This is a genomic window from Enterococcus sp. OL5 (assembly GCF_006491895.1).
GTDB lineage: Bacteria > Bacillota > Bacilli > Lactobacillales > Enterococcaceae > Enterococcus_D > Enterococcus_D innesii.
Window position 1 is genome coordinate 110,788 of the sequence record NZ_VHIL01000007.1, and the last position, 22,304, is coordinate 133,091.

Genomic DNA, 22,304 nt, shown 5'->3' on the forward strand with positions numbered 1-22,304 from the left:
TCGGCAAGAGAAAAGAGGTACCACAATGTTAACGAAAGAATACTGGGCACAGCTTGCCCAAACTCAAAGCGAATTAGCGGAAAAAATCAGTGCTGATGCGTGGCGCTTGAACTATCATTTGATGCCAGAAACAGGATGGATGAACGACCCGAACGGTCTTTGCCAATTCAAAGGTGTCGTTCATTTTTACCATCAATATGTACCGCAAACGCCCCACGGCGGAGAACCCCCCCACTGGGGACACAAAACGTCGACGGATTTTGTCACGTTTCAAGAAGAAGCGCTGTTTCTTTCTCCCGAACACAACTATGACAAAGACGGGGTCTACTCGGGTTCTGCCTTTATCGAGAATGACACGATCCATTTTTTCTATACTGGGAATGTCAAACATCCTGGTGATCATGACTATACCTTTAGTGGACGAGAACAAAACACGGTCCATGTAATCAGCAAAGACGGCTATACCGTCGAAAAGCAAGAAGTCGTGATTCCTCATGAGGACTACCCTGAAGGATTTACCGATCATATTCGTGACCCAAAGGTTTTTGCCCACGAAGACACCTACTATATGCTGCTAGGCGCGCGTACGTTGGAAAACGAAGGCAAAATTTTGATTTATGAATCGACGGATTTAAATGAATGGACCTATCGAGGAATCTTTTTCGGTGAGGACTATGCGCTAGGCTACATGTGGGAATGCCCAGACTACTTCCATTTAGATGGCAAAGATGTGTTGGTCTTCTCACCGCAAGGCTTGGCAGCCAAAGAACATGCCTACCAAAATATTCATCAATCAGGGTATCTGATCGGTGAGGTGGATTGGGAGACCCTGACGTTCAAAGAAACTTCTGCGTTTCGTGAACTTGATTATGGGTTTGACTTCTATGCCCCGCAAACCTTTGAAGATGAGCAGAAACGTCGGATCTTGTGGGGCTGGATGGGGCTAGGGGATACCAGTCCTGAATACAGCAATCCTACGATCCCTCGCGGCTGGCAGCATGCCGCAACGCTGCCAAGACAGCTTTCGGTCAAAAATGACCAGTTGTATCAAGAACCTTTGCCAGAATTTCAAAAATTGCGAGACAAGCAAGTCAGCCAAAAAATTGTGCTATCAGAGAAACCGCAGCACTTGTCTTTCGATGAATTGGCATATGAGTTGCAAGTTACGGCGGAAGTCCCATTGCAGCAGTTCCAGCTTGGACTTTTGCAAGATACGACTTTGACTTATGAAGCTGGTGTCTTCACGATCCATCATGGCGTTTCTGGCTACGGTCGTAAACAGCGCAGTGTCAAGGTCGATGAACTGACGCAGCTGCAGATTTTTGTCGATAGGTCTTCGATTGAGATCTTCCTAAATGGCGGGCAATATTGTTTGACCTCTCGCGTGTATCCCAAACGGACCGAGGCGATCGCTCTCAGCGGAACTGGCACGGTTACTGTCAATGCATGGGCATTGGCGAAAAAATAAAGCAACGACCCGAAAACGACAGCAAACAGTTGGTTTTTCTTGTTGCGCCTCCTAAAAGTCAGCTTTTTCTCTGGCTTTTAGGGGAGCATCATACCAACTATTTCGCTGTCGTTTTTTGCTTACTACTACTTTTGTTGGTTTTGGATAAAGGTCTGCAGCGCAGGCGCATCGATCCGATAGCCGTCTGCAGTTTTTGAGACTAGTTTTTGCGTTTTGAAATCTTTTAAGGTATACGTCAAATGGCGATAGCTCACGCCTAAGTATTCTGCGGTCTCCGTTAATTTTTCTTGAAAAAGATCATCGATCGAAGCTTCCAACAGTAGCTGGGCAAGGCGCCAAGCCAAGGGATAGGTTTGATTGACGGAAAAATGATCCATACGCAGCAGCAATTTTTCACCGATAGTTTTGCCTAGCGTTTGTACGAAAGCCAGGTCTTGCATGAGCCCGTGAGCTGCTGCTTTCATAGGAATGCCCAGACAAGTTGTTTCACCGATCGCAACCACGGTCTTCGGCACTGTTTCGGCGCCAATCAACGTGAGATCACCAATGCAATCACAAGGATGGAGAAACTGTAGCAAGGCACGTTTGCCGTTTTCTTGCGTTTGAATGATCTTGGCTTTGCCAGTCAATAGGACGAAAAAGACCGACATCGGCACCGTTTCTTTTTGGATCGCTTCTCGATGATCAAAGGTCCAGAGAGCACTTTGTTGTAAAATCTCCTCAGGAATCGGCAAGGGGCAGCTTTCTTTGATTGGTACCTGCTTTATTGCCAAGGCATAAGCGGTTTTTTTCACTTTTTTCCTCCAAACTAGGAGAAATCTCCTATTTGTTTTTAGTCAGTATAGCACATACTTAGAAAAGCAAAAATGAAAGTGTGGGAGAAAAAATGAATAAAAAGCAATGGATAGGATCTGGGATATTTTATGGGCTGAGTGCATTCGGGATCAGCTTGACCATTAAAGCCAGCGTCGGGGTCAGTAGTTTTAATGCCTTAAATGTCACACTGGCATCGATGTCAGGAATCAAAGTCGGCACCATCACAACAGCCATCAATTTGGGCTTTTTAGCTGTCTGTTGGCTATTGGATCGGCGGCAGACGTCCCTCAAACAAAAAGGCAGTGAGTACTTGATTATGTTTTTTGCTTTGCTGGCATTCGGCTATTTGATCAATGGCTTTGTTTACTATTTCTTGGCATCGCTGCACTTGACGAATTATTGGAGCCAACTAGCTGCTTTGATCGGTGGGATCTTGATTTCTGGAACGGCGACGGGGCAAGTCTTACGGTTGCAGGTCTTGAAATTTCCAATCGAGCACTGGTGTCATTTGCTGGCGCAACGCAGTCGTTGGACATTTAAGCAGTACCGTTATGGCGTTGATGCAGTCTGTATTTCGGGAGCGCTCTTGCTAGCGATCAGTTTGGGCTTACCGCTAGCGGTGAGGGAAGGGACGGTCATTAGCTTCTTTTTGCTGTCGGGTGCCATCGCTTGGTCGAAGGAACGTGATTTGACTTTGGGAATACCGACTCGGCAAAAGCGTCAAGGGTAAATCCTTCAACGCCTTTTGATCTTACGCATCAAATTGCACGGTGATCCCAGATTTCGTCAATTGTTCCCATTCACGGATCGTTGGCAAGCGACCTTGGCAAAATAGCTGATCGTCAACATAAACGAGTGGCAGACAGCTGCGCCCATTGCTTGCTAATTGCTGGCTGACGGCTTGATTCGCATAGAAAGGGGCAGGTTCTTCTGTAAAGAAGTATTCGTCGATCGTTAAAGGTTCGTTATGGAATGTTTGATGAGCCTGGGTCCTTTCTTCATTTATTTTTAACTGGCGAGTCAAGTGTGCTTCCCAAGTATCTTCTTTCTGGTCGGCATAAACAGCGATCGTTGGCATTGCATCAAATCCTTTCATGGTAGCTGATTTGTCAAAAGTATACCTGAATTTCTTGCCACGAGCAAAAAAGAGTGGCAAAAAGAAGTGAAACAACAAAAAAAGACGCAAATGCGTCTTTTTTGTTGTTTCCTATTCGTCAGCGGGTAAAAAATCGAAATTGGTCAACTCGTTGTAAGAATACGCTTGATCGATTTGACCCTTGTCTTTCGTCCAAGCAATGATTGCGTCGAATTGCTCTTGCGGCACTGCCTGGGCATACGGATAGTCTTCCTGGCTGTCTAAGTAAGTACTCATAGCATCGGGAAATTGATAGTCTGCCAAGATGTCGGCATAGTCTTTTGCTGAATGAGCATTCATGTAATCGATGGCTTCGTTGTAAGCAGTGTAGAATGCTTTTAGGTCTTGCGGGCGATTTTGGATAACTTCGTCCATAAATTGCAGTGTGCCGCCTTTGATGCCAGCATCTTTAGAGCTGCCTAAAACAATCGCCCCTTGGGCAGCCAACATGCTGGCTTGCGGTTCCGTATAAACAGCGCCATCGACTTGGTCATTGAGCAATGCTTCGGAACGGGCAGAAAAAGAAGCGATATCCACGATGTCATAGGTAAAATCATTTTCCTGTGCAAATTGGTCCATGATGTATTCTAAAATGAAATTCGGTACAAGGGTGATTTTTTTATCCGCTAACCCTTTCATCTCAGTGATCCCTGAATTCGGTGAAGCGAGAATCTTGAAGTTTTCCAAAATATCAGAAGTGATCGTCATATCGATGCCGTTTTGCTTGAAGGTCGCTTCTGTCATGACATCGCTGATGGTACCATCCAGCTCGCCTGCCTGCACCGCCACATTGCGGTCATTCGGGGAAGTGAAGGATTTCAGCTCCACAGTCAATCCTTGCTTTTCGAAAAAGCCTTCTTCTTTTGCTAGAATGATCGGAATCGCTGATTCTGCTGGTAACACCCCAATCGTCAATGTTTGATCCGTGACCGCAACTTCTGTACTGCTAGTGCTGGAATTGCTGGTACTTGCTGTTTCGCCAGTGTTGCCGCAGGCGGCAGCGCCGACAGCGAATAGTGCTAGGATACTTGCTAAAATCGTTTTTTTCATTGGTTCATTTCCTCGTTTCTAAATCGTTGTTCAAAAGCAGCCATTGGTAGTGAGAACGGGATGACTGCCCGATGGAGTTCCATTGGCTTGGTTTGTGCCGTGTTGATCCCTGGTTTGGTGGTAAATGCTAGAACAAAGCCTTCCTTTTCCAAGGTGGCGATCGTCTGCTGATCATAGAAGCCAAAAGGATAGGCAAAAACATCCTGGATGGCCACATGCTGATTGCAGCTTCGTAAGTCTTGCGCAAAGGCGGCTGGTGTTTCCCACATCGAACGCCCTTGCTGGTCCTTGCGTTCGTGAAAATGATCGGTATGATTGGCATATTCGAAGACATCGCTCATTTCGGCTAATTCGGCGCTGCTCAATGTCCGTGAAACTTCTGGCTCGTAAGGCTGAGGGGCATCAAAAAGCCAGCCGGTCACGACAAAGGCAGTTGCCTTGAAACCAGCTTCTTTCAACAGTGGGTAGGCATATTCTTTCATCGATTGATAGCAGTCGTCAAAGGTCAGCAACACGGATTTTTCTGGTAGCGGCTGCTGCCGGAAATAAAAATCTTTGACTTCTGCAAGGGTCAACGTATGGTAATTTTCTGCTTTCAAAAAGTCGATTTGTTGTTTAAAATGAGAAGTGCTATTGAATAAGGGCAGAGGCAAGGCATCTTGATAACCGTCTGCGACTTTGATCGGGCGAACCTGATCATAAAGTTCTGCTTCGGGACGTATTTCATGAAATACGAGGGTCTGAAACATCATAAACCATCCTTTCTTGTCAATCACGCAAAAAATAGTATAGCATAAAATGTGAAAACCAACACAAATAATTTGAAGAAAGAAGTTTATTCTCTGATGAGTATTCTATTCGATTCCGTTTCCTTTACCTATGGAGATACCGCCATTTTTAAAAACCTTTCGTTTTGTTTTGAACAAGGCGCGACCTATGTGCTGCTGGGAGAATCGGGCATTGGCAAAAGCACGCTTTTATCCTTGATCAAAGGGTTGCAGCGACCGCAATCCGGCACGATCACTTACCAAAGCTGTTCCCCTGACAACATCGAGGTCGTTTTCCAAGAACTGCATTTGTTTCCTTGGCAAACAGTCTACCAAGCCCTGGAAATGCCGCTGCTTATCAACCAAACCCCTAGTGAGCGCCGTAAAAAATGGGTCACCAGCTGTTTGGCTGAGTTGGGATTGACGCAGGTGCAGGACCGCTATCCGCATCAGCTTAGCGGCGGTCAAAAACAGCGGGCCGCCATGGGGCGGGGACTGATCACACAGCCCGATGTTTTATTATTGGATGAGCCGACTGCTTCACTGGACCAAGAAACCAGAGCAAACGCCCAAGCCATGATCGCTGCCCAACAGCAGCGCAGACAAAACAGCTTGATTGTGGTGACCCACGATCCAGAAGAGGCAGTGTTTTTGGGGCAGACGATTTTGCTGCTAAAAGATCAGAGCGTTACGCCGATCAGTAATCCTTTTTACGGCAGCCATCAGGAACGAGACTCATTGGCTTTTTATGAAGTCGTCTTGCAGTTGAAAGAACAAATGAGGGAGGCAAGGCAATGAAAACCATCAAGTCTTTTGTATGGGGCTTCTGTTCGTTTGTCGTGGTTTGGTGGGGCGTAAGCTGGGTGACCAACAATCGCTCACTGCCTAATCCTATAGAAACAGCTGAACGTTTTTGGGCACTGCGAGAAGTCTTGCTGATCCACGCAGGTGCCAGTTTGCTGCGGGTATTTGCGGCGTTGAGTGGGGCGTTGCTAGTCGGGGTGCCGTTAGGGATCTTGATTGGGCGATCCCAAAGAGTGGATCAGCTGCTTGGTCCACTGCTTTACTTTTTATATCCGATTCCTAAAGTTGCGTTTTTACCCGTCTTTATGATTTTCTTTGGTTTAGGCAATCTCTCAAAAGTTCTCTTGATTTTTGCGGTGATCGTCATTCAAGTGATCGTCTCGATTCGTGATGCAGTCGCAAAGATCCCGCCAGCGTATTTTCAGGTCATGAAAAATTATACCAACCACTGGTGCCATGTCTTGCGCTTCGTTATTTTGCCCGCCATCATGCCAGCGCTTTTTGCCAGTGTGCGGGTCAGTATCGGGATCGCGTTGGCTTCCCTCTTTTTTGCCGAAAACTATAACACGACGTACGGTGTCGGCTATCTGATCTTAAGTGCGTGGTCAAAAATGGACTACCCGCAAATGCTTTCCGGGATCCTTCTGATTGCTTTGATGGGCTATCTGCTTTTTGCCAGTATCGATTGGTTGGAAAAAGTGGTGTGCCGTTACCGACAATCTTAGAAAAACATGATCGATTGATGAATGGTTGCGGCAGTTCGTGTAGTTTCATAACAGAGGGGAAAAAAAGAAAAATCAATAAAACGCTTGCAACGTTTCTATAAAAATAGTATAGTAAAGGCAATCAAATGGGTAGTTACTGATAATGCAGGCTATACCTTTTTACGTGTGTATGGATCCTACACATGTATTAAGGTATCGCCTTTTTTCATTTTAAGGAGGTGAGAAGCGTCTTGAAGATCAAAAAAATTTTAAACAACAATGCAGTTTTGGTCGGACAAGATGGCAAAGATTTTATCTGGATCGGTACCGGCCTTGGCTTCAAAATGAAACCCGGACAAACCGCCGATGAATCAAAAATTGAAAAAGTGTTTGTGCTTCATAAAAACAAAGTTTCCGAGCGATTTTTAAGTTTATTGTCATCCATTCCGACAAAATATGTGTCTTTAGCGGATGATATTATCTCACTTGCGAAAGCGGAAATTAACCAGGAGTTAAGCGAGACGCTCTATGTATCACTTACCGATCATTTGTATAACCTGTTTAAACTGCATGAACAAGGAATCACAGTTACGAACCGATTATCATGGGAAATAAAAAAGTTTTATCCGCAGGAATTTGAAGTTGGTAAAAAAGCACTAGAACGGATCGAACAAGAAACAGGGGTTGTCTTTGAGGAAGAAGAAGCAGGAAATATAGCAATGCATTTGATCAATGCACAAGTAACAGATGAAGTTGATCAGCCAAAAGATGTCCAATCGATTGCAAAAAAGATTCGCGATATTATTTCACTTATTCGATTTTCTAACAAGATACAAATTGATGAAAACTCTTTGGCATTCGATCGATTTATCACCCATTTGCGCTTTTTTTTCCAGCGATTGAAGGCTCGACCAGATGTGGTAAAAGCAAATCCACTATTGGGACACGTAAGCGGACAGTATGCAGACGCTTATAAGACGATGCTTTTGATTGAAAAGTATTTAGGTGTTCCCTTGAACGATGATGAAAAGCTGTACTTAACGTTACACATTCAAAAGTTAATAGAGAACGAATAAAGGTTGTTACTGATAATGCAGGCAAGACTGATAATTATTCCATCAAGGAATAGTTATTTGTCTTGCTTTTTATTTTTACATTGAAAGGATGAGGACGATGGCATATCGAGAATTGGTCGATGAAATTTTAAAAGGAGTCGGCGGAAAAGAAAATATCAATGGGGTGACCCACTGCATCACAAGGCTGCGTTTTGATTTGAAACATGAGGAGCAAGCAGACACAGAAACGCTGAAAAAGACGAAAGGGATCGTGACAGTTGTTCAAAGCGGCGGTCAATACCAAGTCGTGATCGGCAATCATGTGCCGGAGGTGTACCAAGAATTTGTTCAACATGCAGGATTGGCAGGAAATGACGCGGCACCTTCGGGAGAAAAGAAAGGTCCGCTGGATGCTTTTATCGATGTGATCTCCAGTATCTTTACACCTGTATTGGGTCTTCTAGCTGCCACAGGGATGATCAAAGGATTAAATGCGCTATTTGTTTCTTTGGGATGGATTGAGAATACTTCAGGAACCTATGCGATTTTGCAAGCAGCAGGTGATTGTTTCTTCTACTTCTTTCCAATCTTTTTAGGATATACCGCAGCGAAAAAATTTGGTTTAAAGCAATTTGTCGGTATGGCGATCGGTGCTGCCCTTGTTTATCCAGCTTTGTCTGGCTTGACGGCAAATGCCGAACCGTTGTATACCTTGTTTGCAGGAACCGTTTTTGAATCGCCTGTTTATGTCACTTTTTTAGGGATACCAGTCATTTTAATGAGTTATAGTTCCAGCGTTATTCCTATCGTCATTGCTACCTATTTTGGTGCCAAATTAGAAAAAGGTATTACAAAAATCATTCCTAGTATTGTGCGAAGTTTCTTAGTTCCGTTTCTAACTGTCTTGATCATGGTTCCCCTGACTTTCATTGTCATTGGTCCGATCGCGACGTGGATCGGCAATTTGTTGGGTGCGGCTGTTTTGGCGATCTATAACTTCAGCCCAATTATTGCAGGGATTGCAGTTGGTGCTGTTTGGCAAGTGTTGGTCATGTTTGGTCTTCACTGGGGAATCATTCCGATCGCAATCAACAATATCGGTGTTCTTGGTTACGACCCAGTGATGGTCTTAGGACAAGCGACTCCTTTTGCGACCGCAGGAGCGGTGCTGGCAGTTATTATTAAGTCTAGAAATAATTCTATTCGGGCAATCGGGATTCCCGCATTTATTTCCAGTCTGTTTGGGGTATCGGAGCCATCCTTGTACGGTATCACGTTGCCTAGAAAAAAACCATTTATTGCAACCTTGATTTCAGCATCGATCGGCGGGTTAATCATGGGTGCAATGGGAACAAAATCCTTTATTATAGGTGGGATGGGTATCTTCAGTTTACCCAACTACATTGATCCAGCAAAAGGCATCGGAAGCGGCTTTTATGGGTATGCATTAGCAATCACTGTAGCATTCGTCTTATCATTTATTTTAACGATTACTTTCTTGTATGATCCGCAAGAAGATCGACAAGAAGCAAAAGCCAGTGATAATGAAGCCTCGTCTTTGATCCCAGAAGAAAGAGCAGCGAAAGAAATCACTTTTTCGTTACCATTAACAGGCATCGTTTTGCCTTTGTCGGCAGTAGAAGATCAAGCATTTGCAAATGGATTATTAGGAAAAGGCTTAGCAGTTTCACCAGATGAAGGACTGGTTCGAGCACCTTTTGACGGAGTTGTTGAAACACTGTTTCCAACGAAGCATGCGATTGGCTTGAAGTCGGACGATGGCGTGGAAGTGTTGATTCACATCGGCATGGATACAGTGAACTTAGATGGTCGTTTTTTCGAAACAAAAGTCAAGCAAGGGGATCAGGTCAAGCAAGGAGAGGTACTGCTTACATTTGATAAAGAAGAAATTGAAGAGGCAGGATACTCGTTAGTGACGCCGGTCGTCGTTACGAATACTTCCGCATACTTAGATGTGATCGCTGATGATAATCGAGGGGCGATAACGATCATCAAGTAGTCGCAATGACCAAGAAAAGGAAAGAAAGAAGGAAAGAATGCTATGCGAGCAATTATGCTGATGTTTGATACTCTGGCTAGAGATTTTTTATCAAACTACGGAAACGATTGGATCAACACGCCAAATTTTGAACGGCTAAGAGAAAAAACGATTACGTTTGACAACTTTTATGGTGGCAGCATGCCTTGTATGCCAGCGAGAAGAGAACTTCATACAGGTCGTTACAATTTTATGCATCGTTCATGGGGACAATTAGAACCCTTTGATTCGTCAATTTTTGATACGCTGCAGCAAAATGGTGTCTATTGTCATTTGGTAACCGACCATTCCCATTACTTTGAAGATGGCGGTGCCACTTATCATAACCGTTATTCCACATGGGAAGGATTTAGAGGACAAGAAGGTGACCGATGGGTTCCAAGAAAACAGGCAGAGAATCATCCACCGCTGAATCCGTTAAATAAGAGTGGTATTTCTGTGGAACAGCATTTTGCGAATCGAACACGGCAAGCAGTAGAAGAAGACCTGTCCACGGTTCAAACGATCCAAGCCGGCTTGGATTTTTTGGAACAGTACAAAAATGAAGATCAATGGTTTTTGCAAGTCGAATGTTTTGACCCCCATGAACCATTTTATGTGCCAGAAACCTATCGCAAATTGTACCAGGAGACACCAAATGAATCACCTTACTTTTGGCCAAAATATGGTCGTGTAACAGAAGACGTTGGCGAGCAGGATTTGATTGAGCTGCAAAAAGAATACGCAGCGTTGATCAGTATGTGTGACCATCACTTAGGACGAGTGCTGGACTTTATAGAAAAAAATAATATGTGGGAGGATACCTTGATCATTGTGAATACCGACCATGGCTTTTTGTTAGGGGAACATGACTGGTTAGGAAAAAACGTAGCACCGATGTATGAAGAAATCATTCATCTGCCCTTTTTCATCAGTTACCCGGAAGCTGAATCGGGAACCCATACTCAAGTATTGAGTCAAACCATCGACATTCCAGCAACTTTATTGGATTATTTTGAAATTGAGAACACCTTAGATATGGATGGCAAATCTTTGCTGCCTGTGTTGAAAAAACAGCATTCGCAACCACTTCATCAAGAAATTATTTTTGGCACAAACGGCGGTCATGTCAATATCTACGATGGTCGTTATGTGTATATGCGTGCATCGGTTCACCCTTCGAATGGACCAATCACCATGCAGACGCTTAGTTATGCTTCATTGCGAGGTTTTTTTAATAAAGAAGTCTTAGACAGTATGGTCTTGAAAGAGGGCAATCGATTTACAAATCATTTTCCATACACAGAAGTCGAAGTTTCCACCTATATCGATTCTTATTCAGTGGGCCACTTGCTGTTTGATTTAAAAAATGATCCAAAGCAATTAACATCGCTTCATGACCCACTGATTGAACAAGAAATGATTCAGAAATTGATTAAAGTAATGGATCAGATTGAAGCCCCTGAAAGCGAGTATCAGCGTTTAGGTTTAAGAAATACACAGAGGCAGACAATCGAACGAAAGAAATAAAGAAGTGAGGAACAAGAAATGAAACACATCTCCGTATTGATCAAGCCAGCATCCTCTCTTTGCAATCTGCGCTGCACCTATTGCTTTTATGCCAACGTCAGTTCCTTGCGCGAAGTACGTTCCTTTGGCAAAATGAAAGAGGATGTAATGGAAAAGATGATTGCAAACATCTATGCAGACCTAGAAGCTGGTGATCATTTGACGTTGGCATTTCAAGGCGGAGAGCCGACGATGGCGGGGCTGAGTTATTTTCGAAAACTAACGGCTTTTGTTGCGGCGCAAAAAAAGCAAGTGACAGTACACTATGCAATCCAGACCAACGGCATGGTGAACAATGATAAATGGTGTCGTTTTTTGAAAGAGCATCGCTTTTTAGTCGGGCTGTCGATCGATGGGCATCCGCTTGCGCACGATCGGCATCGATTAGACGCCAAAGGACGGGGGACCTTTGCACGGGTTTTGCAGACCAAGCGATTATTGGACGCCTATCAGATTGAGTACAATGTCTTGTGCGTGTTGACAAATCCGTTAGCAAAGGAAGCCCAGCGTGTGTTTGATTTTCTCAAGGAAGAGCAGATTGCCTTTGTGCAGTTCATTCCTTGTTTGGCTGATTTGGATGCCACATCAACGAACGACTATGCCTTGACACCAAGAAACTTTGCTGGCTTTTATCAACAGCTGTTGGCGTTTTGGCTGCAGGAATTGACGCAAGGGCGCTACCTAAGTATCAAGCTGTTCGATGATTTACTGAATCTATTGGTGCGGCAGCAAGTAACTGCCTGCGGGATTCTAGGCAACTGCCAAGTGCAGTATGTGATCGAAGCCGACGGCAGTGTCTATCCTTGTGACTTCTATGTATTAGATGAGTTTCGCATGGGCTATATCCAAGAGCAAACATTGCGGGAATTGTTTTCTCAAGACTGTTCGCAGCAGTTTTTGTGCCAGAAAAAAGACATGCCTTCGAAGTGTACGCAATGTCCTTTCCAAAAAATGTGCCGAGGAGGCTGTAAACGAATGAAAGATGCTATGTACGTGGATAGTGAGGGTTTTTGCGGCTATCAGGAGCTGTTAAAAGACTTCACACCTAGAATCAATGAGATACTGGGGCTTTTGCAAGGGGTGAGACGATGATCGGACTGATTTATTTTCTCGTGATCGTCTTAGCAAATGCCGTAGGTGCAGTTTCTGGCATGGGGGGTGGCGTGCTGATCAAACCGATTTTTGATTTTATCGGCGCCCATTCTGTTGCTGCGATTTCTTTTTACTCGGCGACAGCGGTCTTTACGATGTCCATTGTTTCGACAGCTAGACAATTAGCCAGTGGACGGAAAATCAATTGGTCGATTGCCTTGTGGGTTTCTGGCGGCGCTGTGTTAGGCGGTGTTTTAGGCAATGTTGCTTTCGAACAGCTATTGCTGGTCTTTCGAGACGACAAGCTGGTTCAGCTGATCCAAATCCTTGTGACCGTGCTGACACTATTGTTTGCTTTTTTGTATACAAAATATAACTGGCGCGGGTTTGCGTTGAAAAAAGTCGGCTGGTATGCAGCTTGTGGCTTGATTCTCGGCTTTCTAGCCAGTTTGCTGGGGATCGGCGGCGGACCCATCAATGTTTCTTTATTAATGTTGCTGTTTGCCATGCCGATCAAAGAGGCGACGATCTATTCAATTTGTACGATTTTTTTCTCACAGCTGGCAAAAATTTTGACGATCGCTTTTTCGACCGGTTTTGGTGCGTATGATCTGCAAATTTTGTGGTTTGTTATTCCAGCCGCGATCGTGGGAGGACTCTTAGGCGCCAAGGCCAGCAACGTCCTGTCACCACAGCGAGTGACACTGGTATTCCAAACAGTGATCGTACTGGTGTTACTGATCAATCTGTACAATGGCTATCAATTATTGTAAAAAGGAGGCAAGCAGATGCCCACGATTCCAGCAGGAACTTATCGAATCGGCACGAATACGATGGACGGCTTTGCCCAGGATCTTGAGGGACCGCAAATCAGCCTCGACAGCCCAGCATTTGCCATTGATGCCACGACGGTGACGAACCAAGCTTTCCAAGTTTTTGTGGAAGCAACAGGATATGTCACAGAAGCCGAGCGCTTTGGCTGGTCGTTCGTTTTTCACTATTTTTTAAGTGAGCAAACGAAACACCGCAGTCAAAAGGTACCGAATATGGCTTGGTGGTACGCGGTTAGCGGCGCAGATTGGCGTCATCCGGAAGGACCTGATTCAACGATTGCCCAGCGGATGGATCACCCAGTGGTTCAAGTGTCTCGCAACGATGCGATCGCCTATTGCCAATGGGCAAAAAAACGCCTCCCAACAGAAGCAGAGTGGGAGATCGCTGCAAAAGGCGGGACAAGTTTTGAAAAATATCCTTGGGGAAGGGAATTTTTGGCAGAAAATACCTATCATTGCAATATTTGGCAAGGCGAGTTTCCAAAAAGCAACACGCGAGCAGACGGCTTTGCCAATACAGCGCCTGCGAAATGGTATGAGCCCAATGGCTTTGGTCTTTATCAAGTAATCGGCAATGTCTGGGAATGGTGCGTCAATCCTGCCCGCATCCCGCTGACGCAGTTTCAACAACAGACGGGACAAACCTTTTGGATAAGGAATCAAACACAAGATGATCAAATGTATGCGACTCGCGGCGGTTCATTTTTGTGCCATGAATCCTATTGCAAACGATACCGAATTGCCGCTAGAAATGGTAATTCTGGGATGTCGGCAGCTAATAATCTAGGGTTTCGTTGTGTCAAAGACTTGGATCAGTAAACCGATAAAAGCAAAAGCGGCACCTTTCCTCGTGGATAGGTGCCGCTTGTTTTATTGCCATTCGGATTGATAATTTCCTTTGAGATCATAGACATAATTGATCTCGGTGCGATTACGAATCCCATTTAACCCAACGGTCCAAGTCCATTCGCCTTGGAAGCCGTTTAAAATGACGATGCTGACGCCAGGAACATAGTGATCCAGCTGAGCTGCTCGCGCCTCAGAATCCTTGATGATCTTGGGAATGACACCCCAGTCGATGGCATCAAAGGCAATGGTATCTTCCATCGAGAGCCCGATCGTATCGTCGTCTTTTTTCCATTTGGTCAACAGATTTTCTGGGTAATACCAATACTCGTCTTGTAGGCCTGTGTTTGGATTGATCACTCGCGCAACTGCATAAATGCCGCTTTTTAGCGGGACATTGCGGATGTGAAAACTATAGCTGACCAGTTGCAGCTCTTTGTCCTTGAATGAGGATTGATTCGGTAGCGCCGCCATAATTTCTTTGGCACTGGTTTCTTCTCGGAAAAGTTGGCGATCCACTGGCAAAAACGTAGAGACTGCTCCAATACAAAAGAGGATCGCTGGCAGCAAGAGCAATGAGAATAACCAGTAAAATGGCGATTTTTTGCGTTTTTTGAGGCCGATGATCAGACCGATCAAAAAGACCAGCAGGATCCCTGCTACCCAAAAGTAGGGGAACAAACGAATGATCTGATGCCTGGTTTCAACGACTTGGTATTCATTCAGACCAAACCAATTTTCTGCGATGGTGAGGTTATTTAAAACAATAATTCCGCCAATAATACTTAGAATAAATAAGAAAATCAATAGCAAAAGCATCCGACCGAGTATCCGACGTATCAGCGAGGGTCTAGTAGGTGGGGTCATGAGTCACGTCCTTTTTATTTTTTTCGAAAATAGTAGGTTAAATACAAGAGTAGTACAACTGATGTTTTTTTTCAATGATTGTAGACAAAAAAACTGCATCCATAGATGCGACCTCAAAAAGTTAGACCAAAAATCTAACTTTTTTTGGGTCAGGACACCGCAGATGCAGGTTTTATTTTCATTTAGTCGAGTGTTTGTTGGCGGGCGATAGCTGGAAAGAATTTCAGGCTATACAATGCGCTGATCCCAACTAGAATATAAATGACGCGGGCAATGATCGATGTGCTGCCGCCGGTGATCGCTGCGACAAGGTCAAACTCGAAGGCGCCGACCAGCAGCCAATTGATCCCACCGATGATCAATAGGGTCAGTGCGATCCCATCAAATGTTTTTAACATAGGAAACTCCTCTCTAGTTGTCGTCCCATCAACTTTCATCGTCGGTGATGGTGACATCTTTTTCTTTCTCCCCTTGTTGATTGCGATCATTATAGATATAGACATGGCGAACGATTTTAATCAGCGGGCGAATGGTCAAAAAGACTCCGCCGATCAAATAGGCGATCGTTCCGTAAATCGCAGGCAAGCTAGTTAATGAAACGATACTTCCGAAAATATAAAACAAGCCCGTCAAAATATCATTCGTAAGTGAGATCAACATGTAGCGATTTTGAAAGTAGATGCGAAAGCGGCTTGCCTTGATGATCACATCTTCTTCTTTTCCCGGATCGAATTGATGTTCACTCCGTTTGATTTTTGGCATAGGTGCTATCACTGCTCCTTTATTTGTGCTAAGGTTTCAAGACAACTTTGATGTTCTTGTCTTCTTTTTTGTCAAAAATCTCATACGCTTTGGCAGCATCTGCTAAAGGCATCGTGTGGGTGATGATCTGTGACGGGTCAAACAAACCATCGGCAATCATGTCATAAATTTTCGGCATTAAATGGATCACAGGTGCTTGCCCGTGTTTGACATCAATGTTGCGCATAAAGAATTCTTGCAATGGATAAGAAGAAGCTGGAGTCATGTAAACGCCAGTGATTTGGACGGTACCAAATTTTTTGACTGCCTTAGCGGCCATCTGGATCGGTGAGATCGTGCCACTTTGTAAGCTGACTAGGTTTTTGGCTTTTTCTTTGACGGGTTCTAAACCATCCATCCCAACACAGTCGATGATCACATCAGCGCCACCTTTGGTCAGCTCATACAGTTCATCAGCACTAGTAGCCAAATCATCCAATTGGAATGTTTCGACTTGATTGTAGCTGCTGGCTTTTTCTAAGCGATGAGCAACAGGGTCTACGGCAATCACCCGCTTAGCGCCTGCCATCACGGCAAATTTTTGGGCAAACAAGCCAACTGGTCCTGAGCCTAAGACGATCACGGTATCATCCTTTTTGACGCCAGCATTTTGGACACTCCAATACGCTGTAGGTAAGATGTCAGATAAAAACAATACTTTTTCATCAGGGATCGTGGATTCAGGTACGATAAACGAGGTGAAATCTGCGAAAGGGACGCGCAAGAATTCGGCTTGACCGCCCCAGTGGTTGCCGTTCATTTTTCCAAAACCGAATAAGCCGCCATACAATGTATCTTCTGAAGAATTGTCGCATTGACTTTCCATTTCATTTTGACAAAAGTGGCAATGGCCGCAACCGATATTGAAAGGGATGACGACGCGATCGCCTTTTTTTAGTTTCTGTACTTGACTGCCGACTTCTTCGACAATACCCATTGGTTCGTGACCAACAACATAGCCTTCTTCCAAAACAGAGCCGCCATGGTGGTAAAGGTGGAGATCAGAGCCGCAGATTGCAGTTGCGGTGATTCGGATGATCGCATCCGTCGGTTCTAAAATCGTTGGATCTTCTACACGGCGAACGTCCATTTTTTGATTTCCTTGCCAGGTTACTGCTTGCATCATTTTTCCTCCTTGTTTGTTCAGATAAGTTCGGACAATCACTAATTTTTTCAACAACATGTTTTTACTTTTCAGTAACAGATAGTTTAATTCTGCAAGGATTTTAACGATTTGACAACGAAAACGCTCAAAACGGTTGATTTGTTTTTTCTTCATCAATGGTTTAAAAAAAGAAAAACAGATGATTTGCTAAAAAAGTGAAAGCGTGACACTATTAAAGTGAAGCATGCATGCGTTACGAGTATCTAACGGAACCTGCATCAACCAGTGACAAGAAATGAGGAGGGATGATCATGGATCTAACGATTCGAGGAAAAGCTTCCTGCACCAATTGCAATGAAAACTTTGATGGGAAGCTGGTCGTTCATTTACAAGAAGACAGCGAGGGGCAATTAACCATGGTACCACCGTTGGAAACGAATGAATTGGCAGAAGATGAAATCGCTATTCATTACGCTTATGGGGAAGTGAAGGAAGCCATCGAAGGAACCTTCGTATGTCCAAACTGTCAGACTGAAAATGAGGTTCGGATTGAAATTCCGACCGAGCTATTAGATGGCTCAATGAATTAAATCAATAATCAAATTGAAAAAGCTCTCTGTTCCTTGAACAGGGAGCTTTCGTTACCTATTGGTCATTGGTTTGTTTTGTGCCATCAATGATTTGGACATTGAAATCTCGTAAGATGTCGAGTCCTTGCGACTCGTGGTTTTTACCAGCGACTAATGTTTTATTGATGGTGAAATCAGCGTCAGGAAAGGCGCTTTGGATCTCGATCGTATTGGAAAGGACACAGATGTTGGTTTCAACACCAGTGATTTCGATTTTCTTTTCTTCTTCAGGTTCAAATAGATTTTTCTTGATGTCGATCAAGACTTCAGGTGGAATACTGTAATAGTATTTCTTGACGACTTTTTCATTTTCGAGAGGCTTAAGTTCTGGGATCAGCTGCAGGGCAGCGGCTTCTTCATCAGGCGTTCCTTTGACTTCGATTGGGATGTCGCGGGTGTGTAAGATGTACTCCCCATCCGCCCGCGCTTGTTCTAGGCGCTTGGCGATTCGTTTGACGAGAGCAGCGCCATCTGGCACATACGCTTCGTTCTCTTCATCGAGAATTTGGTTTTGCATATCGACAATGACTAGCATGTGGTTACTCCCTTTCTATAAACATCGTTTTTTAATGGTCTGACGTGAGGTTGAAAAATAGGTGCTATTTCTATGATGCCCCACTTTTTTTATATTTTCAAAGAAAACGCTCTTCTTATCGTGAAACGGCAAAAATGTTATTTTTTTATTCGAATAACGATGCTTTTTGTTTGCTGAAAAGAAGAAGTAGTGATAGCTTTTAAATAGTACATTAAAAATAAATGAAAGTAGGTTAGGTTAAATGAGAAAGTTATTTTATATGGGGACTTTGCTTTTTTCAGTTGGTGTACTGGCGGCAGGATGCGGCAACAGTGAAACCGCTGATTCCTCGGGGAATGAGTCAGCAGATGGCAAAACGACATTGGATTTTTGGTCCTTCTGGGGGTCTGGTGCAAGACAAGAAGTAATTGAAGAAATTATTGATGATTTTAATGCGTCACAAGATAAAATCGAGGTCAAATACAGCTACCAGCCTTGGGGCGATATTTGGACAAAATCACTGTCGTCAATCACTGCTGGTAATCCGCCTGATGTTATTGTACAAGATATCAATTCTGTTGCTCAGCGGGCAGAAGCGCAGCAAGCAACGAATTTAAGCGAGTATATTGAAGAGGGCTTTTCTGATGAATTTTATCCGCAATTATGGGATACAGTGGAGTACGAAGGGGATGCCTATGCCGTTCCTTTCAATACAGATACGCAAGTGATTTTCTACAATAAGACACTCTTTAAAGAGGCTGGTATCAGTGAAGAGCAACTGCCACAAACGTGGGAGGAGTTAGAAACAGTTGCTCGTAAATTAGATGTCAAAAACGGTGATGATTTTGAGCGGATCGGTTTTTACCCATTGTGGAATTTAGGCGCTGACGTGTGGGCGTTGAATGCCGACGATGGCGTCAGCTGGTTTGACAAGGATGAGAACGTCAAAATCGATACAGACAACAAAGTCGAAGCGTTGGAATGGATCTTAGACTGGCAAGAGTATTATGGTCAAGATACCATCAATCGCTTAGAAGCTGAATTTGGTTCAGGGGTTGCCGATCCATTCATTTCTGGATTAGTGGCGATGCGTGCGCAAAACATCAACTACTACTCAAGTTTGGCGGAAAATGCACCAGATGACTTTGAATTTGGGGTCATTCAAATTCCTGAAAAAGAAAGTGGCTCTGGCCACTGGTCATGGGGTGGCGGGTTCGTCTTAGAAGTGCCATACGGTGCCAAAGATCCTGAAGCGTCCTATGAGTTTATCAAATACTTGTCGACACCAGAAGTTCAAGAGAAATTTGGTGAGAAGAGCTTTGATATCATGGCGAATCGGACAGCCAACGAAAACTTGGTCAACAACGACAATCTAGATGAAAATGGTCAAATGATCTACCAAATGGCGGATGAAAACTTTGCCAACACGGTGATCACGCCTGTGCCATTGACAGCGCCTGACTTCAGCAGTCTTGTCAATGAACAAATCGACCAAATCATGCTAGGCAGTAAAACACCGGCTGAAGGGTTGGCAGATGCGCAAAAAGCGGTGGAAGATCTTGTTGAGCAAAACAAATAAATTTCAAAACGAGCGTTTTAAAAAAAGAAGGAAAGTCCAGTCGGTTAGCGGACTGGGCTTTGCTTTCTGCTTTGCGAAGCGGACATGTTTTCTTGAACAAACAATGAGTAAAAATAGAATGGAGTGGAAGGAATGCCAAAGAAGCGTTCAAAAAGTAAACGGCAAGAAGCTCTTTGGGGCTACTTCTTCGTAGCGCCATTTTTGCTTGGGTTCGTGGTGTTTATGTTGGGGCCCATGCTGTTTTCCTTCGTAGGAAGCTTTACCGATTACAATCTGACTTCGAAAATGAATTTTATCGGCTTTAAGAACTTTACCCGCATGTTCACGCAAGATACCCTGTTTTGGAAATCTCTCTATAACACGGCGTATTTTGTACTTTTCAATGTTCCCTTGACAACGTTGTTCAGTGTCTTTCTAGCCACTTTATTGAATCAAAAAATCCGCGGAATCAGTTTTTTCCGAACGACCTTTTACTTGCCAGCGATTCTTTCAGGGGTTGCCGTCTACGTCTTATGGATGCAATTATTATCTCCTTCCGCAGGATTGATCAATACCTTCTTGAGCTGGTTCAATATCAAAGGTCCGGCATGGCTGTTTGATCCCGAATGGACGAAACCAGCGTTGATTTTGATGAAGATTTGGAGTTCAGGGGGCGCGATGCTCTTGTATCTAGCTACCTTGCAAAATATTTCGCCGACACTGTATGAATCGGCTGAGATCGATGGGGCGGGAGTCTGGGCGAAATTCAAAAATATTACGATCCCGTTGATCACACCGATCATCTTTTATGATGTGATTACTTCTACGATCGGTTCTTTTCAAATTTTCCAAGAAGCATACGTGATGACCAAAAATGGTACCGGTGGTCCGGCGAATTCGCTGCTCTTCTATAACTTGCACATGTGGAACAAAGCCTTCGTCGCCTTTGATATGGGCTATGCGATGGCCATGTCGATGATCTTGTTCTTGATCGTCTTAGTCTTGACCTTTATCAATCTCAAGCTGGCACCACGCTGGGTTCACTATACCGGAGGTGGCAGCTAATGGAAATGACGACAAAAACACGAAGCAAATCAAGCCAACAGCGAGTCAAAAAAATCATCAGCTATGTGGTGATGTCGATCATCGGGATCGTGCTGCTGATTCCGTTGCTGTGGATGGTCTTTACGTCATTGAAACCGATGGAGGAGATCGTGCGCTACCCGCCGACCTTTTTCCCAGAAGAAATCAATCTTGGCAATTATTTGGAGACTATCAACGCCTTTCCATTTTGGCAGTATGCAAAAAATACGTTATTCATTACCGTCTTAGTGGTATTCGGGAATGTCTTATCAAATTCCTTCATTGCTTATGGGTTTGCAAAATTGGCCTTTCCAGGAAAAAATCTGATCTTTGCCCTCGTCTTGTCTACGATGATGATTCCTGGCTTTGTGACGATGATCCCGCAATATGTCTTGTTTTCCAAAATCGGCTGGGTCGGTACCTATCTGCCGCTGATCGTTCCAGCGTTTTTCGGCAACGCCTTTAACATTTTCTTGATGCGGCAGTTTTACTTGTCCGTCAACAATGAATTGATCGAAGCCGCTAAGATCGATGGCGCCAATCATCTTTATATTTGGAGCCATCTGATGATCCCATTGACGAAACCCGCACTGATCACGATTGCTATCAACTCCTTCAATGGGGCGTGGAATGATTTCTTAGGACCATTACTGTATATTCAAAACCAAGAAAAGTACACGCTGCAGATTGGCCTGCAAGTTTTCCAAAACCAATCAACGACTCAGTGGAACTACTTGATGGCAGGAGCAACGCTTGTGCTATTGCCGACGATCTTGCTGTTCTTCCTCGCTCAACGCTACTTTATTGAGGGAATGGATCTGACGGGAGGTTCCAAAGGATGAGAACAAAAGTTACCCCGCAACGCTTGAACCAAGCGCTGTTGACTGGCATCAACTGGCTTCCGCATTTACTGGTTTTACAAGGCATGTGGCTGTTGTATTCCTTGCCTTTGATCACCAGTACCACCGCTAGTCTAGCATTGATCGAGACGTTGACGGAACTGCGTAACGATGGCTTGGTGGCAAGCAGCAAAGCTCATTTTCAGCAAGCATTTCATCAGCAGTGGGCAACAAGAAAAGGGCAAGACCGTTTGCTCAGTCTATTCTTCCTGCTGCTTTTGGCGGACAGCTTTATCTTTAGCCGTTTGCAGCACCCGCTGTTTCAGATCGCTAGTTACGCGTTAGCGTTCACCTTTGGCTTGTTTTGCTTGGTCTTACTTTATCAAACGAGGCTGCTTCACACCTATCCGCAGCAGCCCAGCTCATTGTTTTATAGTTTTTACCAGTTTGCTCGTTCACCCAAACGAGTACTGGCGCATCTTTTAGCAACAGTGACGCTTGTCTTGACCTTTTTGCTGTTTGGTCCAGTCTACTTATTGGTCTTAGGGATCAGCACCTTGTATTTAGTCAATGTCTTGCTCTGTGACCAAGCGCTCAAATAGAAAACAAACGGGTATCCCGAAACTTCCTTAGTGAAAAGCTAAGGAGTTTCGGTTTTTTTGTGAAAAGAAGGTTGACAGGGTCAAAAATTATGCCTATGCTGAATGTAAATTTAGTAAACAGTAAACAGA

Annotated in this window: 24 protein-coding genes; 15 read left to right on the plus strand and 9 right to left on the minus strand. The window is 44.2% G+C overall.

The genetic code is table 11. The annotated features are described in order from the left end of the window. Positions 1–25 precede the first annotated feature (25 nt). A complete protein-coding gene (locus tag FJU10_RS10055; RefSeq protein ID WP_140965813.1) occupies positions 26–1,468 on the plus strand; it encodes a glycoside hydrolase family 32 protein in 1,443 nt (480 codons plus the stop codon). Positions 1,469–1,593: 125 nt separating this feature from the next. Here the strand turns inward: FJU10_RS10055 and FJU10_RS10060 are convergent, their stop codons facing one another. Then, complete coding sequence (locus FJU10_RS10060) at positions 1,594–2,262, minus strand: cyclic nucleotide-binding domain-containing protein (protein WP_140965814.1); 669 nt, start codon at positions 2,260–2,262, stop codon at positions 1,594–1,596. Positions 2,263–2,354: 92 nt separating this feature from the next. Here FJU10_RS10060 and FJU10_RS10065 point away from each other — a divergent pair, with 92 nt between their 5' ends. Next, entirely contained in the window at positions 2,355–3,014 is a 660-nt protein-coding gene (locus FJU10_RS10065) for a YczE/YyaS/YitT family protein (protein WP_140965815.1), read from the plus strand. A 21-nt stretch (positions 3,015–3,035) separates the two neighbouring features. On the opposite strand, the gene FJU10_RS10070 is transcribed toward FJU10_RS10065, so the two are convergent. The 3 genes from FJU10_RS10070 to FJU10_RS10080 are packed head-to-tail and all read right to left on the minus strand — an operon-like array spanning position 3,036 to position 5,218. Continuing rightward, entirely contained in the window at positions 3,036–3,440 is a 405-nt protein-coding gene (locus FJU10_RS10070) for an arsenic metallochaperone ArsD family protein (RefSeq protein ID WP_140965850.1), read from the minus strand. Positions 3,441–3,491: 51 nt separating this feature from the next. Further along, positions 3,492–4,469: an ABC transporter substrate-binding protein gene (locus FJU10_RS10075; protein ID WP_086292002.1), complete on the minus strand. Its 978-nt coding sequence runs from the start codon at positions 4,467–4,469 to the stop codon at positions 3,492–3,494. Next, entirely contained in the window at positions 4,466–5,218 is a 753-nt protein-coding gene (locus FJU10_RS10080; protein ID WP_170924030.1) for a polysaccharide deacetylase family protein, read from the minus strand. The genes FJU10_RS10075 and FJU10_RS10080 overlap by 4 nt, the downstream gene beginning before the upstream one ends. 96 nt (positions 5,219–5,314) lie before the next feature. Here FJU10_RS10080 and FJU10_RS10085 point away from each other — a divergent pair, with 96 nt between their 5' ends. From FJU10_RS10085 to FJU10_RS10120, 8 genes are all read left to right on the plus strand, one after another. After that, positions 5,315–6,034: an ABC transporter ATP-binding protein gene (locus FJU10_RS10085; RefSeq protein WP_223273016.1), complete on the plus strand. Its 720-nt coding sequence runs from the start codon at positions 5,315–5,317 to the stop codon at positions 6,032–6,034. Then, positions 6,031–6,765, plus strand: coding sequence for an ABC transporter permease (locus FJU10_RS10090; RefSeq protein WP_140965817.1), 735 nt, complete (start codon positions 6,031–6,033; stop codon positions 6,763–6,765). The genes FJU10_RS10085 and FJU10_RS10090 overlap by 4 nt, the downstream gene beginning before the upstream one ends. A 230-nt stretch (positions 6,766–6,995) precedes the next feature. Continuing rightward, positions 6,996–7,820, plus strand: coding sequence for a PRD domain-containing protein (locus FJU10_RS10095; protein ID WP_223273017.1), 825 nt, complete (start codon positions 6,996–6,998; stop codon positions 7,818–7,820). A 97-nt stretch (positions 7,821–7,917) separates the two neighbouring features. Further along, positions 7,918–9,819: a beta-glucoside-specific PTS transporter subunit IIABC gene (locus FJU10_RS10100; RefSeq protein ID WP_077452789.1), complete on the plus strand. Its 1,902-nt coding sequence runs from the start codon at positions 7,918–7,920 to the stop codon at positions 9,817–9,819. Between the two features lie 42 nt (positions 9,820–9,861). Further along, on the plus strand, positions 9,862–11,367 hold the full coding sequence (locus FJU10_RS10105) for a sulfatase-like hydrolase/transferase (RefSeq protein ID WP_077452788.1): 1,506 nt from the start codon (positions 9,862–9,864) through the stop codon (positions 11,365–11,367). 18 nt (positions 11,368–11,385) lie between these two features. After that, positions 11,386–12,498 carry a radical SAM/SPASM domain-containing protein gene (locus tag FJU10_RS10110; protein WP_140965818.1) on the plus strand — a complete coding sequence of 371 codons (1,113 nt, stop codon included), beginning with the start codon at positions 11,386–11,388 and terminating at the stop codon, positions 12,496–12,498. Continuing rightward, positions 12,495–13,271 carry a sulfite exporter TauE/SafE family protein gene (locus FJU10_RS10115; protein ID WP_140965819.1) on the plus strand — a complete coding sequence of 259 codons (777 nt, stop codon included), beginning with the start codon at positions 12,495–12,497 and terminating at the stop codon, positions 13,269–13,271. The genes FJU10_RS10110 and FJU10_RS10115 overlap by 4 nt, the downstream gene beginning before the upstream one ends. 15 nt (positions 13,272–13,286) lie before the next feature. After that, entirely contained in the window at positions 13,287–14,150 is an 864-nt protein-coding gene (locus FJU10_RS10120; protein WP_077452785.1) for a formylglycine-generating enzyme family protein, read from the plus strand. A gap of 51 nt (positions 14,151–14,201) precedes the next feature. Here FJU10_RS10120 and FJU10_RS10125 read toward each other — a convergent pair whose 3' ends face one another. From FJU10_RS10125 to FJU10_RS10140, 4 genes are all read right to left on the minus strand, one after another. Continuing rightward, positions 14,202–15,044, minus strand: a complete 843-nt coding sequence (locus FJU10_RS10125) for a hypothetical protein (protein ID WP_140965820.1) — start codon at positions 15,042–15,044, stop codon at positions 14,202–14,204. A gap of 182 nt (positions 15,045–15,226) precedes the next feature. Next, positions 15,227–15,442 carry a DUF378 domain-containing protein gene (locus FJU10_RS10130; protein ID WP_008379021.1) on the minus strand — a complete coding sequence of 72 codons (216 nt, stop codon included), beginning with the start codon at positions 15,440–15,442 and terminating at the stop codon, positions 15,227–15,229. Between the two features lie 28 nt (positions 15,443–15,470). Continuing rightward, on the minus strand, positions 15,471–15,806 hold the full coding sequence (locus FJU10_RS10135; protein WP_077452782.1) for a YrhK family protein: 336 nt from the start codon (positions 15,804–15,806) through the stop codon (positions 15,471–15,473). A 28-nt stretch (positions 15,807–15,834) separates the two neighbouring features. Continuing rightward, complete coding sequence (locus tag FJU10_RS10140; RefSeq protein WP_074534994.1) at positions 15,835–16,968, minus strand: alcohol dehydrogenase catalytic domain-containing protein; 1,134 nt, start codon at positions 16,966–16,968, stop codon at positions 15,835–15,837. Positions 16,969–17,255: 287 nt separating this feature from the next. Here FJU10_RS10140 and FJU10_RS10145 point away from each other — a divergent pair, with 287 nt between their 5' ends. Next, a complete protein-coding gene (locus FJU10_RS10145; RefSeq protein WP_026008050.1) occupies positions 17,256–17,540 on the plus strand; it encodes a hypothetical protein in 285 nt (94 codons plus the stop codon). 55 nt (positions 17,541–17,595) lie between these two features. Here the strand turns inward: FJU10_RS10145 and FJU10_RS10150 are convergent, their stop codons facing one another. Further along, positions 17,596–18,114 carry an isochorismatase family protein gene (locus FJU10_RS10150; protein ID WP_081118224.1) on the minus strand — a complete coding sequence of 173 codons (519 nt, stop codon included), beginning with the start codon at positions 18,112–18,114 and terminating at the stop codon, positions 17,596–17,598. A 241-nt stretch (positions 18,115–18,355) separates the two neighbouring features. On the opposite strand from FJU10_RS10150, the gene FJU10_RS10155 reads away from it, so the two are divergent. The 4 genes from FJU10_RS10155 (at position 18,356) to FJU10_RS10170 (ending at position 22,175) form a co-directional block, all read left to right on the plus strand. Then, complete coding sequence (locus FJU10_RS10155; protein WP_008379010.1) at positions 18,356–19,672, plus strand: ABC transporter substrate-binding protein; 1,317 nt, start codon at positions 18,356–18,358, stop codon at positions 19,670–19,672. Positions 19,673–19,804: 132 nt separating this feature from the next. Further along, positions 19,805–20,716, plus strand: coding sequence for a carbohydrate ABC transporter permease (locus tag FJU10_RS10160; RefSeq protein WP_005234717.1), 912 nt, complete (start codon positions 19,805–19,807; stop codon positions 20,714–20,716). After that, on the plus strand, positions 20,716–21,576 hold the full coding sequence (locus FJU10_RS10165) for a carbohydrate ABC transporter permease (RefSeq protein ID WP_005225484.1): 861 nt from the start codon (positions 20,716–20,718) through the stop codon (positions 21,574–21,576). Before FJU10_RS10160 ends, FJU10_RS10165 begins: the two co-directional genes overlap by 1 nt. Further along, entirely contained in the window at positions 21,573–22,175 is a 603-nt protein-coding gene (locus FJU10_RS10170) for a hypothetical protein (protein WP_140965821.1), read from the plus strand. The genes FJU10_RS10165 and FJU10_RS10170 overlap by 4 nt, the downstream gene beginning before the upstream one ends. Positions 22,176–22,304 lie beyond the last annotated feature (129 nt).